This is a genomic window from Bythopirellula superficialaquae, from assembly GCF_059632245.1.
This window is the reverse complement of the sequence record NZ_CP197426.1, coordinates 2,892,262-2,909,313: the sequence shown is the minus strand read 5'-3', so window position 1 is coordinate 2,909,313 and position 17,052 is coordinate 2,892,262. Positions and strand designations below refer to the sequence as shown.

Below are 17,052 nucleotides of genomic sequence, written 5' to 3'. Positions count from 1 at the left end.
CGTTCCACTTTCAAAATCCATCCTTTAATCCGATGCCTTGGTAAACCCGAATTCGACCACCATTCTCACGGGGTTGTGCCCGGCGGATGCGAGATTCGACGGCTAGTAAATCCCGCCCGAATGTCTGCAAAGTCCCGGTAAACTTTTCTCTGCCTTGGGATTCGCACCACTTCTTCCAAGCCGAAAACAAGTCAGCCACGGGAACCACTTCCGCCGGTCCCACGTTGCAGCAGTCGCGCACGAACGCACCCACCGGGGATGCTAAGTCATTCAGCTCGCCAAGAGCTTCTAGGCTTGAATCTGGCTGGATGAAACGACCACGTTCCCGCAGTCGTGCCCAACCACCAACCGCCCACAAGAAAATTCCCGGTAATTCGGGGAGCAACTTTTCAAGTAAGCCGTGGTCCTCCGCTCCATAGAAACTTCGCATCGTGTTGAGCATGATGATGCGAGACACCACCGCACCACTCGCATCGTTCAACCGTGGCAATTCGTTGGATAAAATCAGGAAACGCGTCGGCAACTTGCAGGTGACAGCGGTTTGGTGCTTTCGCTCGACGGTTTGAGTATCTTCGCCGCTGACACTTAAAAGCCGCTCGACGATAACGGCTTCATCCGGTCGGCGTGATAGTCTCGCGTCCGCAATAATCCCCAGAGACTTGCCAAGCAACGGTTGCAATCCAAACGCACCCGTGAGTCCCGATAGAGTTGGTGCCACGACATTCCCCTTGCCAACCAGAGCCGTGAGAATTCTGGCAATCGTTCCCTTGCCGGAACGCTTGGGACCAACCAGCATGAACATTTTTTGTTGGCTTGTATCGGCGGTGAGAAGATAGCCGAAAATCTCTTGCAGCACTTCGACACTTTGCGGGTCATCCTGCCAGAGTGAATCGAGAAACTTGAGCCACTTTTCCGGCAATGGTGCGTTCACGTCAATCGAGAACTCACACGCTGTGGTTGTGAAGAATGCCGGACTGGCAATCCAAGAAAACACTTCCCGGCGTTCTACCAAACTCGGTAGGTGAATCACTTCCGTTTTCGTGGCGATACAATCCGCCGCGTTCCAACCGAACGGAGCTTTCCCCAACCACGTTCCCGGTTCGGTTGTTGCCGATAACATCGACTTCGCTCGCAAGTGTTCGAGAACATCCGAGATATGGTTCGTCTTGATATTGAACCACCGAGGATTGAGATTATTGACGGTCTCGCCGCGCACTTCGTCGGCTGGCTTCTCTCGATAACAACCAGCGGACCACCACCACCAACCACCACGCCAATAGCGAAGCCGCGACAATCCGTGAGACTGACAACCGCCCAGCATCGCGTCGGCTTCGGTCGCGGGATCCGCGTTCTTGGCGTTGTCTTTCAACTCTCCCGCGTCGGGTGGTTCCGGGTCGTGAGCTTTGTCGAGCAACTTGGAGAATTCGCCAGCACCATGAGTAACAAGAAAATCGTCGATGCCTTGCTTGTCGCCATTCTCTGCGGTCGGTATGCGAACAATGCGAACCTTCGCGCCGCGATCCACCAGAGCCGCCGCCAACTTGCGAGACGCCAGCTCCACGTTGTCGTTGGTTGTTGCGTCAGAATCGAACGCGATAAACACTTCCCGATTCTTCCACTCGATTCGAGTTAGGTCAGGACACAATCCGGTGCTTTGTTTGCGTTGTCCCGTGTTCACCCCGGGGAGTGAAAGACAAGCAAACCCGGATTGCGTTGCGGCAAGAGATTTCTTTTCCCCTTCGGTAATCAAGAGCCGTGCCGTCGGGTCGTTAATCGCTCGCCATGCGTCACGCGGAAAGTAAACTCGAGCGCCGGTTTCGCTGGGGTGAAGATATTTTTTCGATCTCCCCTTCGCATCCTTCGGCGGATTGTTCGGCTTCACCCGCCGTAGTATCACGGTGCCGCTTTCATCGTGGTAGGGAATAACCAGAGCCGCGCCGTACTTGGCTTGATACTTCCGATTCAGCAGAGCCGACAATGCGGTCGTACTTTGTTCGGTATAAAATCCCGCCGCGTCAATCGTGGCTTCGGTGAGTCCCGAACCCTCGACCAGTTCCCGCCGGTGAGCTTCGCTTAAAAATCGAGCCGCCTTGCTATCTGTTGGCGGGTCCGCTTCCAGAATGTTAGAATGATCGTGCATGGTTAGCCTCCGTGCGCCCGTTACGGCGATTTATCCCGTGGCGGGTTTTTTGTTGGTCACACGACAATCGTGGCGTGCTCTTTGAGATAGGCGAGAATATCCGCGCCCATAATGAAACTTTTCCGCCCGACGCGCCTCACAGTGAGTCCCTTCCGCCGTGCTGTGCGAATAGCAGCCGTGCCGAGTCCCAAACGGGATTTCACTTGTTCCAGGGAATAGGCACAATCCGCGCGAATCACGCCGGGTTCGCGTTGCGTGTCAGCCATCTTAGAAAACTCCATAGCGGTTAGAATCGAATCGCCAACCAGTGCGATTCAGCTATAGGAGTTATAGTTTCCGACGGTGGCGCCCAACCATCGGTCGAAATGCGCCTAACGTTGGGCGCAGAATTCAGGCTTCAGAAAATAGCCGCTATTTCCGTTGCCTCTCGCAAACGTAGCCGCTAGGTCTGGATGTAATTTGAGGTTCTTGATCTGGTCTTTTGGCTTGCGGACGTAGCCAGCCCCTTCGGCTGTTTTGGTGATACCAACCGGCTGTCCGTTCGCGGAGATAAGTGCCTCAAACGCATCAGCCCAATCGGGTGTGACGGCGTATCGAGTGTTGCTTAGATGCACGAAATCTTGCTTGGGTCCTCGCTCTACCTTAATTTGCGAGAATAGAGTGTTATTTTTTCCAGGTGGTTTCTTGTGCCGGTCGAACCAGAGTTGCAATCCTTCGAGCAATCGAACCGAGAAAAGCGGGGAATCATCGGACCCGCTCGACATGTAACAGGATGGCAGTTCCCCTACCGAGTCGAAACCGTCTGCACCACTCATTGCTAGGAATTGCTCGATTCTTTCTTCGGAGAATCCGGCACGAGTCAAAACCGTCACCCATTCCGCGTTATTGGTCGGATATTTCCCGAGTCCTGACAATGCGGCTACTTTGTCTTTGAAAGCCTTGATAGCCGCCATACCGTCGGCTGTTTCGTTGATATGAACCGGCATGAGAATCCTTCCAGTTCCAACCCGGTCCCCATCCGCCGCCACTGGAAGGTTAAGCAGCGAATGGGAGCCGACGCGGTGATCAAGCCGCTAGTTGGTTTGTGTTACCAAGAATGTTACCTAAATCGCGCCCGAATCGTCACGCAAGACAGAATTGCAATTTTGGTTGAACCTACAAAACACGGTGTTCGCATTGTATCCGAAACGTGTACGGATGAATAGGCTAGACTACGAATCCGAAGGTTACAGGTTCGACTCCTGTGGGCTGTACTTCTTCTAACCTCTGCCGAAATAAGAGTTTCTGTTACCTGTCGACGTTCGACAGCGCGGCGTTTCCCAAGCTTCAAAAACGGTACATACCGTTTTTGGATTTTCGAGGAGATCCGCATCATGCCTTGGTCGAACAATCATCTGCCCAAGTATCGCAAGCACCGCGCGAGCGGGCAGGCCGTCGTCACGCTGAACGGTCGGGATATCTATCTGGGGCCACACAACACGAAGACGAGCAAGATCGCTTACGATCGTCTGGTCGGAGAGTGGCTGCAGAACAGCCGCAATCCGCTGGTGGCAGCAAGCGATGGCATCACCGTCGTTGAGATCTGTGCCCGTTACTACAAGTTCGCCATAGAGTACTACCAGCGCAACGGCAATTGCACGCGAGAAGCCCCAAACATCCGTTTGGCCCTCCGTTTTCTGCGCGAGTGGTACGGTAAAAAACCTGCAGCTGAGTTTGGTCCCTTGGCTCTCAAGACTCTCCGGCAGCGGATGATCGACGCGAATCATTCGCGCAGCTATGTGAACGCTCAAACCAGCCGCATCAAGCGGATGTTCAAATGGGCCGTGGCTGAGGAACTGTTGCCAGCTGCGGTCTCACAAGCCCTATTCTCTGTGGCCGGCCTCAGAGTGGGTCGCTCTGGAGCCCGGGAAACAGACCCCATCCTGCCAGTAGATGACCAGACCGTTGACTTGACTTTGCCTTACATGGGCCCTATTGTGGCCGATATGGTCCGCTTGCAGCGGCTTACCGGGATGCGTCCTGCCGAGGTCTGTTTGCTGCGACCGTGTGACGTTGACCGCAGCGGAGACGTTTGGCTTTATCAACCCTCGACTCATAAGACGGAGCATCATGGACGACCTCGAAAAGTGTTGCTGGGGCCACAAGCTCAAGGGATTCTCTGGCGATACTTGGCTCGCGGTGAGGAGGAATACTGCTTTAAGCCCTGCGACAGTGTCGCCAAAAAGCGTGCTATCGATTCTGCCAAGCGGGTGACACCCTTAAGCTGCGGAAACCGTCCCGGCACAAATCGCAAGCGAAAGCCTCAACGATCCCCGGGTAATCGTTACGCGACCGATAGTTATCGTAGAGCCATCCACTACGCTTGCGACAAAGCCTTTCCGCACCCGGAGCTAGGATCGATCATCCGAGATTCGCTGAGCCCAGCCGAAGTCGCCACCCTCAAGCAGTGGCAATCCGACCATCGCTGGTCTCCTAACCAGCTGCGTCACGCCGCGGCGACCGAGGTCCGCAAGCAGTTTGGACTGGAAGCCGCGCAGATCATCTTGGGTCATAGTGCGGCCGACGTCACCCAGGTCTATGCGGAACGTGATCTGGCCAAGGGGCTCGAAGTCGCACGGCTGATTGGCTGAGAAAAGACACGTAACCGGTCAGCGAGCAGATCATCGCTGACCGGTTGCGTTTTGAGATGCGATACTCGCTATGAAATGCAAGAGTTTGCGTCTGATTGCAAGAGACCACGGTCGATATTCGCTTGAGGGAGTTCTTCACCACGTGAAGAATGGTCCCTGGAACGCATGAGAACGCTTAGGTAGGACGTCGTGTGTCAGACTCTGGTTTCCATCCAGACTAACCTTAGACGCGCGAGACAAGGTTTCTGAAGCCGCAGACGCGAGATCATTTTTTGCTGGACTGATCCCAATGATTCTCTATCTGGATTGGGGGGCCCCATGGCCGCAAGATTTTTACCCACCGCTTGCTCGAGATCGAGCTCAGGGAGGTTAGATACCCTGACTCAGACAGAGAGTGGGTATTGAATGTCAAAATAGTCAATCTGCGATATCAGATTGGACTATCGCGTCGATCCTAGAAGCTTGACCTTATGCGGCTTTTCAAAGAGCTACAAATTAGTTGGGTACCAACCAATACAATTCTGTTGACAGGTAATCTAGATTCTCCACAGAAGGTCCAAGCATGCGGCAAAGCAAAACATGCACATTTCACATATGTCACGCCCGCATTGGTCACGATTTTTTGCGAAAAGGCGGGCCTCCCCATCCAAAAACGCAATCTTATTGCAATGATAACGCTGCTGCAGAGGAGCTTGTCAGCAAGCCCAATTTCGCGGCGTGCCGAACTCAATAGCGGTAATGTCGAATGACCATTAAGGCGACCGCGAAGAGGGCCAACGCAGCCCCACCAGGTTCGGGCACGTTCGTCGTGGCAGCGCTGAGGAAAGCACCGTAGTTGGCCTGCCAGTCAGATAGAGAACCGACACTAGGATCACGCTGCCATAGTAGGAAGTCCTTACCGTCGACGATGCCGTTACGATCAAAATCACCGGCAATGGGGTCGGTCGCCAGGAGCGAGACAGCGTCGATATGCACCGCACCGCCGCCGAACCCTGGTTGACTGAACACGAAGCTGATCCGGGCCTCTACCGCGTCATCCGGGACAACATCGGTGATCTGATGCAAGGCCCAAGCGTCCTCCGCAGTGGTCCCGTCAGCGATCACCAGCGGGACTTCGCCGAGAAATTCCGGACCGCCAAAGGCCGCGCCAAAGCTGCGGTAGTACTCAAGCTTCATGAGAACCTGATTATCGGTGCCGAAGATCGAGTCCTGGCTCCGTACGAAGGCACTGGCTTCGGCAACGATGTTCTGTCCCGGGAGAACGCTGATTCCCTGGGCGACACCGGAGAAGTTCGTCGTCCCATTGAACTGTCCATAAAGCTTTAGGGAGTGAGTCCCGTCGAGCGGGGCCTCGGTCTGGGCCGAAACGTTGCCGATCTCATCGCCAAACACGGTCCAGCCATTGAGCCCCCATCCTGATCGGTCGAAGTCGGGGTTGATCAGCTCGGTCTCGTCGCGGGTCCAGTACCGGGCGTGCTCGATGTCGAACGTTTGAGGAAAGACCGTCGAGCCGTCCGGCGACCCCGGCCAGTTCCCACCAACGGCGAGATTGATGATCAGGCTCATAGGCTTTTCGTCCGGCTGGATCGGATTGTCAACCGTGTGGTACAGATTGTTGTCCACGTAGAAGCGGATCTGGTCCGGCTCCCACTCCACGGCATAATCGTGCATGCCTGCTGCGAAGTCCTCCCCAGTGATGTAATCTTGGTTGCTAGTGATGGGAGAGCCCGGAGTCCAGTTGTAGTGATACGAGCCCTTCACAAAGAACGTGTTGTTCCCGACGTTCTCCATGATGTCGATCTCACCACCAGTGGGCCAGCCGGCTCCGAGGTCGCGGGGCAGAAGCCAGATGGCCGGCCACATGCCCTGGCCCCAAGGCAGATCGGCGCGGACCTCCCACCGCCCAAAGCGGTGCTCCTGCCACGTGCGGACTAAGCCGGAGCGGTAGGGCTTGCTGGCCAGCGGCTGGTTGATCGCCGTAATGTGCAGCTGGCCGCCACTGACCGAGACCTGCTCGGGCCGGTAGAACTGTAGTTCGTTGTTAGGACTGAACTCGCGGTTGGCAACTTCCCAGCGGCTGTAGTCAATCGACGAGCCGTTGAATTCATCGCTCCAGACACTGTCCCAGCCTGATAGGTCGGCTGACTGAGCGAATGACGGCCAGACTAGCAACGCCCACATCGCCAACCATAGAAGCGGCCTCTCTGCGATCCGAGATACAGGTTGCTTTGCCTTCACACTGTTGGCCTTTCTAGCTCTTGCCACCGCAAGATTGTTGTCAGGTCGATTGCCCAATTCGTCGTTTCCGCATTAAAGGTGAAGTTGGGATACATCATTCGAAGTTGAATAGTGCGTGCATGCCCGGATGAGTCGAAGCTCGCGATACGTATGGCTGCTTGAATATCGGCTGACCCCGCAACCAAACCGCACGCACATGACGGAGCGACCAAATATAACAGTGCGCAATTCGCGAGCAAGATTAGAACCGGTCAATTGAAAGTTCGGCCGTATCGTCTGAATTTGTATCCTATGACCAAACTAATTGTGTCTACACGCCCCGTCAACAAATTCGCGCGTTAACCATCGGCAGTGAACCTGACTTCGCTCACTTTGGCGACGTACTATCTCGCTGAAGTTGCATCAACTGCGGCAGATTGCGGTCAGGCGCAAGCCGCAGCGGAAAAAGCGACCGATATCAAATCGAGGCCGCCAAGGGCGAAGTCAAACCGAGCAAAGCACTCTGCCAGCAAGAGACCTTGTTCGTGCCCCATGTCAAACCGACTTTTCGCTCAGGAAGTCAAGCGTAATGTCACGCCCGCCTGGGGCAGATAACGATCAAGCTCAGCGACCGCCGCCGGAAACGCCCGGTCGGCTGCAACAGTCGCGGCCAAATTACCTGAACCGTCCACCTGCCCGGCGGGGCGGCGGTGCGCTGCAGCGCCATGGTTAGGCGACGTTGTGACTAGGCCTTTCATCGCCTTGCCTCTCCCAATAACCTCACTATTCGAAAGCGATTATAGCGCTGCAAAAAAATGGGATAGACATTTACATACAGGTTGATGGCGAAGATCATAAGAAACTGTTCTATGGACAATCGTGGAAATCTAAATACCAAAATGCAACCGATAAGAAGCAGGGCCAGCACATGAATTGTTTCGTTCCTCCTTGTTTCCCACTCGAGCCGCTTCAGTTCTGCCTTTAGGACCCCTCGACCTCCCTGAATCGCCCTCGTTCCGCGCAGACGGAAGAGCAACAGCTCAGTAGGCAGGAGATATCTTTTGAAGAATCTCACACCCAAGAACTCGTATATGGATCGTCCGCGCCATTGTTCGAGCTTCCTTGGTTCGAAGTATTTTTGGCATGACATTTTTAGGGAGTGTGCCGCCGTCTAACAAGATTTCTAAGGAGTAGCGCCGCATAGTGCTCGAAAGACGGAGATAATTTGGCGCTCGGCCGTATATTACGCCTCCGCCATGCAGTCTTCGATTCACGGAACCCATGTCTCGGCAACAGTTTACCGGCGACTAGCAGCCTCAACAAGCAACGCATAAAGCAGTTCTGCGCCAGCAGGGGGCGTTTTCACAACAATGCATCGGCGGGGCGGCTCATCTGCCGGCGGACGCATCAGCCGCTACACCTTGCCGACCGCACCAATTCGCAATGGTCTTTCGCTCCGACCGCACTTCCGGCAGTGGCGAGGCGCGGTCACTCCGACTACGCCGGGCAGCGCGTTCAGACCTACGTTTGAGACCAAGGTCGAACCGTCATTTCGCTCCAGATGCTTGAATTGCATGACCATCCCCCGGTCGGGTCCTCTCCTGGCGATCTGTTATACTTCGGTTGATAACCCGAACACCCCTTGCCGAGAACGTTGCAGAAGAAGAGGGGGGCGTAATTACAATAAATTCCTCGCGGTTCGACTCAGACCGCTTGAGAGCGTGATGACGGTTCGTTTCAGGCGAGCCAGGTAAGCTAGCCCGTTTGTTCCAAATCGCTCTGCTTTTGGCAAACTACACGTCGTTGTCTTTCACGGCGCAGACAAATGTGAGCCTTTCGATCAAACTTCAAATCCTCACCGGGTGTAGTAGGGAACGGCGGAGTCTTGAATCCGCCCCCACCCCTTCGCAGCGCGGTACCATCGTGGATTAGTTTCTATGTCCTTAATCTCGCCGAGATGCAAGCCCGCACCAAGGCCGCCCTCTTGCAGCTCAAGCCGCACGATCGTGAAATGCTGGTCCTGCGGTATTTGGAGCATTTGCGGGTCGGGCAGATTGCCGCCCTCTTGGGGATCAGTCACACTGTACTGAGCTCGCAACATCTGCGCGCCCTGCAGCGGCTCAGGCGACTGCTCGGGGACGAATTGTGAGGATGATGCACAGGTCGAGACGCGTAAGGTAGAGATTCATCAACAGGAACGAACAGATTCATCAGAGAAGACGCTAACCGCCAGTGGACGCTAATCGTCGCTGATAGGCATTATGCATGTCTATTAGCGATTGCTGACGTCGATCAGCGGTTTCAAAAACGTAAATCGCCACTTCCCTTGGGTTTGCCTGTAAACCCTTCTGTTGCGACTTGTTACTAACAATCATGAAATCTCTTGTTTCCTCGTTGAGCACGGCCGACAGAATTGACCCTCAGGTCGAGCATATCATCGAAGCCGCGCTTGGCCGACTACAAGATGGCGGGCGAGTGGATGCCGAAGCCTTGGCCGCGGCGCACCCCGAGTACGCGGATCAGCTTCGCGAGCTGCTGCCGACGATGGAAGCCCTATTGCGACTCGGCGATATGCCTGGACTTGCAGATGAAACGCCGGGTGCCAATCACACGGCTCCACCTGCTATAAAACAGCTTGGGGACTTTCGCATCATCCGCGAACTAGGCAGGGGTGGGATGGGGACCGTCTTCGAGGCCGAGCAAATCTCGATGGGCCGTCACGTGGCATTGAAGGTGCTTCCCTTCGCGGCGCTAGCGCAGGAAAAAATGTTGCAGCGATTTCGCAACGAAGTCCGCGCCGCGGCCGCGCTGGATCATCCGCATATCGTGTCGGTGTACTCGGTCGGCGAAGATCGCGGAGTTCACTATTACGCCATGCAGCTCATCTGCGGGCGGACGCTGGCAGAATTCATAGAGGAAAGGCGGAAAGGAGAGGGCGGAAGAGGGAAGGAATCGGGGCAAAGAAATGCTACATGCGATTCCGCGATTGACACCCAACCGGTCGCCGCACTTTCCACAATCCCGGCGGCCAATTCACGTCACGCCGGGGAGTTTTATCGCACGGCTGCACGGCTGGGCATTCAGGCCGCCGAGGCTTTGGAGCACGCTCACGAGATGGGCGTCCTGCACCGCGACATCAAACCCAGCAATCTCATGTTGGATGGAGAAGGGCTACTCTGTATCACTGACTTTGGACTGGCACGGATCGAGTCCGACGCCGGCCTCACGATGACCGGCGACATCATCGGCACTCTCCGCTATATGGCCCCCGAACAGGCTCTCGCCAAGCGGGTGCTCATTGACCATCGGGCGGATATTTATTCGTTGGGCGCGACACTCTATGAACTGATGACGCTCCAGCCGGCGTTCGGAGAAACCGATCGGTCGGAATTGTTGAAGCAGGTCGCCTTTGAGGAGCCCTTAGCGCTCCGCAAGATTGACCGCCACATTGCACCCGAGTTGGAAACCATCGTGCTCAAGGCGATGGCGAAGAATCCCGAGGAGCGATACCAGACGGCCCAACGGTTGGCCGAAGACTTGCGGGCGTTTCTGGAAAATCGGCCGATCAAGGCGAAACCGCCGACGGCGATTGATCGCCTTGCCAAGTGGTCGCGGCGGCACCGGGGATTAGTCGCAGGAACGGCCGCCGTGCTTCTGCTGGTGACAGTTGGATCGCTCGCATCGACCGGCATGCTTTTGGCCGAGCGCCGTCGTACCGAGCGCGCGGCGGCTGGAAGTGAAGCCGTTGTCAACTTCTTGGTAAATGACCTGTTGGCGGCCACTGCCGATGAAAAGGCGCAGGACAGAGAGGTCACAGTGAGCGAAGTCCTAGCGAATGCGGAGGCACGCATACCAGGCGCATTTTCTGATCAGCCGCTTGTAGAAGCTTCAATCCGGACGGCCATGGCCAAAACCTACTTGACTCTGAGGAATTTCGAGAAGGCGGAACCTCATGCACGCAATGGCCTGCAGACTCGCAGCCAATTATTAGGACGTACCAGCCGCGAAACGCTCGAGTCGACAACGACGCTAACGGATGTCTTACTTGGCCAGAAAAAGATCGATGAGGCGCGTGCACTATGCGCGGCTGCCTTAGAAGTGACTTTGCATGATCTCGGATCGCAGCACCCACTTACTATTGAGTCAAAGAATCGATTAGTATCAGTTCTCACTGCAGACAGCGGGCAAAACGAATCCAGTCGTAGCGAAGCGCACCGTTTATGCGAGGAGGCTCTGGCGAGTAGCCTTGCGGTGCTTGGTCCCGAAAACCGTCAAACACTCACTGCGTTACAACACCAGGCTGTTCTTTGCTTTTATGACGGCAATGTGTCGCGAGCTGATAAGCTCTGGAAGGAAACGTTGGAAACCAGTCGGAGGGTGCTGGGCGTGCGGGACCCCTTGTCAATGAGTCTAACTAGGAATCTCGGCATTCTATTCCTTGAACGCCAGCAATATTACGATGCAACAAAGCTGTATGAGGAATTACTCGAAAGCGAGCTGAATGTCCTAGGAATAAAGGACAGCCAGACGAACTGGACTATGAGTAAATTATACTTCGCTTATCTAAAACTCAATAAGTGGAAGGAAGCCGAGGCACTTTGCGAAACCGGCATGCGAGTATGTCGTGAGCTATACGGACCCGACCAAAACGAGACTGTCAGATGGAAGGAGCGGCTGGCAACGTCTCTGCGAGGTGCACACAAGTTTGAGGAGTCCTCAACTTTGCAGGAGGAGGTCGTCAAACTTCGCCGCAAAGAATTTGGTCCTGAACATCGGCTCACAATCGAGGCAATGCAGCAGCTTAGTTATGTTTATTCTCTTCAAGGCAAGAACGACGACGCTCTTACACTCAGCGAACAGGTGATAGACATAGGAAGCCGCATCACGGGAATGTCAATTGAAATTGTGCAGTTCGCGATGGATATTCGGTACAGTGTGCTTAGTCGGCAAGGCAAACATGAGGAAGCGAAGGGTCAACTTGAAGAATCGCTCGTGCTGATTAGACGAGAGTTTGGATCAGACTCCCACGAATTAGCGAGCCCACTGTACCTTTTGGGCAGATGGCATGCCACTCATGGAGATCCATCGACGGCACGCGACTACATCGATGATGCGGTCAGAGTGTTGTCGGTCAATGACTGGCATAATGCCAACCGCTTGTCGTGGCTACTGGCGACATCCGACTCAGACGAGGTTCGTGATGGAAAACGCGCAATCCAGTTAGCCTCGAGAGCTGCAGACGTCACCCACTACGAAGTAGGAAACGTTATGGACACATTGGCAGCCGGATTCGCCGAAACCGGTGACTTTCCGAACGCTATTTCGTGGTCTGAGAAAGCAATTAAAACAGCATCCCGGCCCGACGAACTTGCACGATTTCAGAGGCACTTGGAACGGTACAAGAAGGGCGAACCATGGCGGTAATCGCCTCGCCTCGACAATCTCTGCCACTTTGGGATCAACCGCATCAAGGGAATTAAGAGATGCAACCGAGGCATTCATCGAAATCAGGACTCCAGACTGGTGCCGAGATGTCGCCGCAAGCGTTGCAGAGCACGCAAGTGACGCGACGTAACTGAAGTCTGACTAATACCCAATACGTTTGCAATCTCTGACACGCCCAGTTGCTCCAAATAACGGAGCACCAATACCTCACGGTCTTGCGGCCTGAGTTGCATGAGGGCCTCAGTTGCCTGGGCTCGAAGTTCCGCGTCCGCAACGATCTCGTGAGGACTCATGCTACTCGTGACGATGGTCCGCGCTAATTCGGCCACCGATTCGTCATTGAGATTGGGAGTCCAAGCGTGTTCCTTGAGAACGGTACGCTTTTCAGCAGCCACATGCGTACGATAGACATCCGCCAGCCGGTCCCACGCGATCCGCCTGAGCCAGGGATAGAAAGGAATTTGGGGATCGGCCAGATAGGCCGGCAACCGTTCGTGGGCGACTTTAAGCGCCTCTTGCACGATGTCCGAGGGATCCACGCGGGCACTCACCCGGCGATCCAGTCGGATGGTAATCGCCCGGCGGAGCTGGTCGCGATATCTGCTCAGCAATTCGGCTTGCGCCCGCTGGTCGCCAGACGCGGCACGGGAAAGCAAGTCACTGCTCTCTGATTGTGGCTCGCCTGGCATGAAGTTCCTCCAAGATATAAGCCGGTTTAGACGGAAATCCGTCACCGGTTTTCCTGAAATTTAATTGTAGCGGAGAAAAGCTGCCGCCGTTTATCGTGGTGACGAGAATTCTGCTACGATTCGGTGACAAAAAAGCAGCGCTGACGGCTAACTCAGTGAGTGTGAAAGTGATTCGCGTCCTGAGCATTAACGTTTATTGGGGGGATCATGTTGGACATGAGTACGCTACGTCAGACTATTTGCGTATCGGTCTTCGGGTGGATGATCTGTTTTGTGATTTTTCTCGGAGCCTCGTCAGCAGCCGATGTAACTTCACTTTGGGATGGCACGACGAACGATTGGACCTCGCCCCACTGGACGTCGCTCGACTTTCCAAATAATGGAAACGGCGGGTTTACATACGACGCCGTGATCAATAGCGGCGGCGTCACGCTAAACCAGGATATCACCATCGAAGGATTGGCACTTGCCGGCGGCACGCTTACCGGTTCGTTTAATCTCATTGTGAATACTCTCTTCACCTGGACCGACGGCGTGATGAGCGGTGCTGGCCAGACGACGATCTCATCGGGAGCAACGCTAGCGATTAACCAGGACACCTATCACGACCTCAACCGACAGTTGGTGAATGAGGGCTCAGTGACGTGGATCGGGACCGGCAATCTGCGGATGGCCAATGGCACGTTCCAGAACAACGGCGATTTTACCAGTGCCGGTAGCGGCACCAATCGAGCTCATGGCAATGGAGGCACCAACACGTTCAACAACGCCGGTACGTTCACCAAGCAAGGCACCGGCACGACTAACATCGATGGTGGCTTAACATTTAACAACTCCGGGACGGTCGACGTTCAGCAAGGGATCCTCCGCTTAGAAAGTGGCGGTAACCATACCGGTGATTTTACGGGACTATCCGGCGCTACCTTGGAGTTCAGCGGCAATCATGTGATGACGGACGATGTCGACATTACGGGTGGGCTTAATGTGAAGGTGACCGGCGGCAGCAGCACCTACGATGGTTCGATTAGCACGACCGGCACGCTCACTTTTCAGGGCGGAAGCATGACAGTTGCTGGACCCGTGTCGGTCGACACGCTGGCGGTGACCGGTTCATCGATGACTTTGGCCACGCTCAACAACACAACGACGGCCAACGCGTTGAATCTGTCCGGTGGTACGCTCGGCGGATCGGGCAACATCGCACTCAGCGGCTCCTCAACCTGGACCGACGGCGTGATGAGCGGTGCTGGCCAGACGACGATCTCATCGGGCGCAACGCTGGCGATTAACCAGAACACCTATCACGACCTCAACCGACAGTTGGTGAATGAGGGCTCAGTGACGTGGATCGGGACCGGCGACCTGCGAATGGCCAATGGCACGTTCCAGAACAACGGCGATTTTACCAGTGCCGGCAGCGGCACCAATCAAGCTCATGGCAATGGAGGCACCAACACGTTTAACAACGCCGGTACGTTCACCAAGCAAGGCACCGGCACGACTCGCTTCTACGATGGCTTAACATTTAACAACTCCGGGACGGTCGACGTTCAGCAAGGAACCCTCCGCTTAGAAAGTGGCGGTAACCATACCGATGATTTTACGGGACTATCCGGCGCTACCTTGGAGTTCAGCGGCAATCATGTGATGACGGACGATGTCGACATTACGGGTGGGCTTAATGTGAAGGTAACCGGCGGCAGCAGCACTTACGATGGTTCGATTAGCACGACCGGCACGCTCACCTTTCAAGGCGGAAGCATGACAGTTGCCGGACCCGTGTCGGTCGACACGCTGGCGGTGACCGGTTCATCGGTCACTTTGGCCACGCTCAACAACACAACGACGGCCAACGCGTTGAATCTGTCCGGTGGTACGCTCGGCGGATCGGGCAACATCGCACTCAGCGGCTCCTCAACCTGGACCGACGGCGTGATGAGCGGTGCTGGCCAGACGACGATCTCATCAGGCGCAACGCTGGCGATTAACCAGAACTACTATCACGACCTCAATCGAGAGTTAGTGAATGAGGGTTCAGTGACGTGGATCGGGACCGGCAATCTGCGAATGGCCAATGGCACGTTCCAGAATAACGGCGATTTTACCAGTGCCGGTAGCGGCACCAATTACGCTCATGGCAATGGAGGCACCAACACGTTTAACAACGCCGGTACGTTCACCAAGCAAGGCACCGGCACGACTCGCTTCTACGGTGGCTTAACTTTTAACAACTCCGGGACGGTTAGTGTTTACGATGGAAAACTATCGCTTTTGTCCGGTGGTACGAACATTGGCAACTTTGCCGTTGCGGATGGGGCCGCGCTCGAATTCGGTGGCGACACGCAGTTCCTTGACGGCGAAATCCTAAACGATCATGGCGGCACAATCGAGACGACTGGTGATCCGCTTTACATTGGCGGGACTTCTGAAACCGAATACGCTGCGCTCACAAACTATGGAACCATTGCTTCGGACGTGATTGTCGAAGGTGCTAAACTCGAAGGCGCTGGACTAATTGACGGTTCCGTTGCGCTTCGCGGCGGCTACTTGCGAAGGACGCAGCGGAGCGAGGAAGTGACCGAACTTTTCGAAATCTCCGATGATTTGATTATTGAACCTTCCGAAGAGGCTTGGGCTACAGTATCTAAAATTGTCTCCGCCATACACGTTTACGGATCAACGTACGTCCGCAGTTCGTTAGATTTGCCAGGCGTCGTCGTCGGTCCCGATTACCCTGTGCTTGGGGACGACGGCGCCTTTATCATCGAAGCTGGTGGCGTCGTGACGATGGAGGGCCAGGGTCGGATCGGAGCGAATGACCGCCCCGTTAAAGTACGCGTTGACGCCGGAGGATCCCTGCTTGGAACCGGGATAGTCGTGGGGGAACTCGAGCCCAATGGCGGTTACGTTAATTGGCCGGGGATCAATTTTACGAAACTCAGGATCTCGATCGACACCGTGCTTGACGGCGCCAGCGGGGAAGAGATTGAGATACTCCCTGGCACACTCGTCATCAATACTCAAACAATTAAGGCTGACAAGCTAACGTTTGGAGAGGGCAGCTCCATTGACGGAGGACTCATCGAAGCTAAAGATCTCTCAGGGCCGGTGGATACTAGCAGTCAAACCATCATCGGGAGCCTTGAGATCTTCAATATCGATGTTGGCCTACCTAATAGCGCTGGCAAAATGGTATTCAAAAAGCCAACGAACGACGCCGTGACCGTTGTTCTGCCTGATGCCCCCAACGCCGGCACACTCGAAATCGATATTAACAACGCCGATGGCGTCGCGGGGGCAGCTTCGGGGTGGGACGAGCTCCTTGCCAGCCAAGGGGGCGTTGTTTTCGAAGGGGATTCAGAGTCGGGTATCACGGTTCAGGTAAATTCGTTGGCAGTCGACGAAGGAGGCGGTTCATTTTCAGCGCTCGGCGACGGAGCAGGCGAAGCCGGCAGCGTGTCCGCTGGGCCCGGCGCTCTCTTGAACTTCAGTCCCTACGAAGCGTATGCTTGGCCGTTCATTGACACAGCCCTCGGCTTTTCAGGAGTGCCCATCGAAGACATCAACTTCATTGTTGACGACTCTCAATTCGCCGCCGCCAATGGCATCCCCACGGGCCGCTTTAGCGTCATTCAAGACACACCTCTGAGTCTCGCACTGGAATTCACTCCATTCGAGCCTGGCGATTTCGACCTCGATGGCGACGTCGATGGCCGTGACTTTTTGGCCTGGCAGCGAAATTCAGAAGTCGGCGATCTTGCCGATTGGCAGGCCAACTATGGGTCGGGCTCGTTGATAACAACACAAACTGCCGTGCCAGAGCCGGGCACATATTTCTTGCTGGTCAGCGCAATACTCATTGTTTATCAACGGCGAACAAAGTAGTCAATTTGCAGCGCAACATACGAGCATGCTCACATGGAGATTTCAC

At 55.1% G+C, this 17,052-nt stretch carries 11 protein-coding genes; 4 read left to right on the top strand and 7 right to left on the bottom strand.

Features of this window, described 5'->3' with window-relative positions; genetic code table 11:
* Positions 1-10 precede the first annotated feature (10 nt).
* The 3 genes from SH678x_RS11875 to SH678x_RS11865 form a co-directional block, all read right to left on the bottom strand.
* Positions 11-2,140, bottom strand: a complete 2,130-nt coding sequence (locus SH678x_RS11875) for a phage/plasmid primase, P4 family (RefSeq protein WP_496918662.1) — start codon at positions 2,138-2,140, stop codon at positions 11-13.
* Between the two features lie 56 nt (positions 2,141-2,196).
* Positions 2,197-2,406 (bottom strand): hypothetical protein, encoded by a 210-nt coding sequence (locus SH678x_RS11870; protein WP_496918661.1) that lies wholly within the window; start codon positions 2,404-2,406, stop codon positions 2,197-2,199.
* 105 nt (positions 2,407-2,511) lie between these two features.
* Positions 2,512-3,126: a hypothetical protein gene (locus SH678x_RS11865; protein WP_496918660.1), complete on the bottom strand. Its 615-nt coding sequence runs from the start codon at positions 3,124-3,126 to the stop codon at positions 2,512-2,514.
* Positions 3,127-3,513: 387 nt separating this feature from the next.
* On the opposite strand from SH678x_RS11865, the gene SH678x_RS11860 reads away from it, so the two are divergent.
* Positions 3,514-4,770, top strand: a complete 1,257-nt coding sequence (locus SH678x_RS11860) for a tyrosine-type recombinase/integrase (protein WP_496918659.1) — start codon at positions 3,514-3,516, stop codon at positions 4,768-4,770.
* A 726-nt stretch (positions 4,771-5,496) separates the two neighbouring features.
* Here the strand turns inward: SH678x_RS11860 and SH678x_RS11855 are convergent.
* The 3 genes from SH678x_RS11855 to SH678x_RS11845 form a co-directional block, all read right to left on the bottom strand.
* Positions 5,497-6,951: a family 16 glycosylhydrolase gene (locus SH678x_RS11855; RefSeq protein WP_496918658.1), complete on the bottom strand. Its 1,455-nt coding sequence runs from the start codon at positions 6,949-6,951 to the stop codon at positions 5,497-5,499.
* Positions 6,952-7,559: 608 nt separating this feature from the next.
* Positions 7,560-7,745 carry a hypothetical protein gene (locus SH678x_RS11850; protein ID WP_496918657.1) on the bottom strand — a complete coding sequence of 62 codons (186 nt, stop codon included), beginning with the start codon at positions 7,743-7,745 and terminating at the stop codon, positions 7,560-7,562.
* Positions 7,742-8,137, bottom strand: a complete 396-nt coding sequence (locus tag SH678x_RS11845) for a glycosyl-4,4'-diaponeurosporenoate acyltransferase CrtO family protein (protein WP_496918656.1) — start codon at positions 8,135-8,137, stop codon at positions 7,742-7,744. The genes SH678x_RS11850 and SH678x_RS11845 overlap by 4 nt, the downstream gene beginning before the upstream one ends.
* 807 nt (positions 8,138-8,944) lie before the next feature.
* On the opposite strand from SH678x_RS11845, the gene SH678x_RS11840 reads away from it, so the two are divergent.
* Together SH678x_RS11840 and SH678x_RS11835 are read left to right on the top strand one after the other, a co-directional pair.
* Positions 8,945-9,136, top strand: coding sequence for a sigma factor-like helix-turn-helix DNA-binding protein (locus SH678x_RS11840; protein WP_496923067.1), 192 nt, complete (start codon positions 8,945-8,947; stop codon positions 9,134-9,136).
* A 224-nt stretch (positions 9,137-9,360) separates the two neighbouring features.
* The gene (locus SH678x_RS11835; protein ID WP_496918655.1) at positions 9,361-12,411 is read left to right on the top strand and encodes a serine/threonine protein kinase; all 3,051 of its coding nucleotides are present in this window, start codon (positions 9,361-9,363) and stop codon (positions 12,409-12,411) included.
* Between the two features lie 83 nt (positions 12,412-12,494).
* Here the strand turns inward: SH678x_RS11835 and SH678x_RS11830 are convergent, their stop codons facing one another.
* Entirely contained in the window at positions 12,495-13,121 is a 627-nt protein-coding gene (locus SH678x_RS11830) for a sigma-70 family RNA polymerase sigma factor (RefSeq protein WP_496918654.1), read from the bottom strand.
* Between the two features lie 216 nt (positions 13,122-13,337).
* Between SH678x_RS11830 and SH678x_RS11825 the strand changes: the two genes are divergently transcribed.
* Positions 13,338-17,006, top strand: a complete 3,669-nt coding sequence (locus SH678x_RS11825) for a beta strand repeat-containing protein (protein ID WP_496918653.1) — start codon at positions 13,338-13,340, stop codon at positions 17,004-17,006.
* Positions 17,007-17,052 lie beyond the last annotated feature (46 nt).

What these genes read in the sequence shown, in the direction of transcription:
- SH678x_RS11875 (WP_496918662.1), bottom strand. Translation starts at nt 2,140, where the DNA reads ATGCACGATCATTCTAACATTCTGGAAGCGGACCCGCCAACAGATAGC.
- SH678x_RS11870 (WP_496918661.1), bottom strand. Translation starts at nt 2,406, where the DNA reads ATGGCTGACACGCAACGCGAACCCGGCGTGATTCGCGCGGATTGTGCC.
- SH678x_RS11865 (WP_496918660.1), bottom strand. Translation starts at nt 3,126, where the DNA reads ATGCCGGTTCATATCAACGAAACAGCCGACGGTATGGCGGCTATCAAG.
- SH678x_RS11860 (WP_496918659.1), top strand. Translation starts at nt 3,514, where the DNA reads ATGCCTTGGTCGAACAATCATCTGCCCAAGTATCGCAAGCACCGCGCG.
- SH678x_RS11855 (WP_496918658.1), bottom strand. Translation starts at nt 6,951, where the DNA reads ATGTGGGCGTTGCTAGTCTGGCCGTCATTCGCTCAGTCAGCCGACCTA.
- SH678x_RS11850 (WP_496918657.1), bottom strand. Translation starts at nt 7,745, where the DNA reads ATGAAAGGCCTAGTCACAACGTCGCCTAACCATGGCGCTGCAGCGCAC.
- SH678x_RS11845 (WP_496918656.1), bottom strand. Translation starts at nt 8,137, where the DNA reads ATGTCATGCCAAAAATACTTCGAACCAAGGAAGCTCGAACAATGGCGC.
- SH678x_RS11840 (WP_496923067.1), top strand. Translation starts at nt 8,945, where the DNA reads ATGCAAGCCCGCACCAAGGCCGCCCTCTTGCAGCTCAAGCCGCACGAT.
- SH678x_RS11835 (WP_496918655.1), top strand. Translation starts at nt 9,361, where the DNA reads ATGAAATCTCTTGTTTCCTCGTTGAGCACGGCCGACAGAATTGACCCT.
- SH678x_RS11830 (WP_496918654.1), bottom strand. Translation starts at nt 13,121, where the DNA reads ATGCCAGGCGAGCCACAATCAGAGAGCAGTGACTTGCTTTCCCGTGCC.
- SH678x_RS11825 (WP_496918653.1), top strand. Translation starts at nt 13,338, where the DNA reads ATGAGTACGCTACGTCAGACTATTTGCGTATCGGTCTTCGGGTGGATG.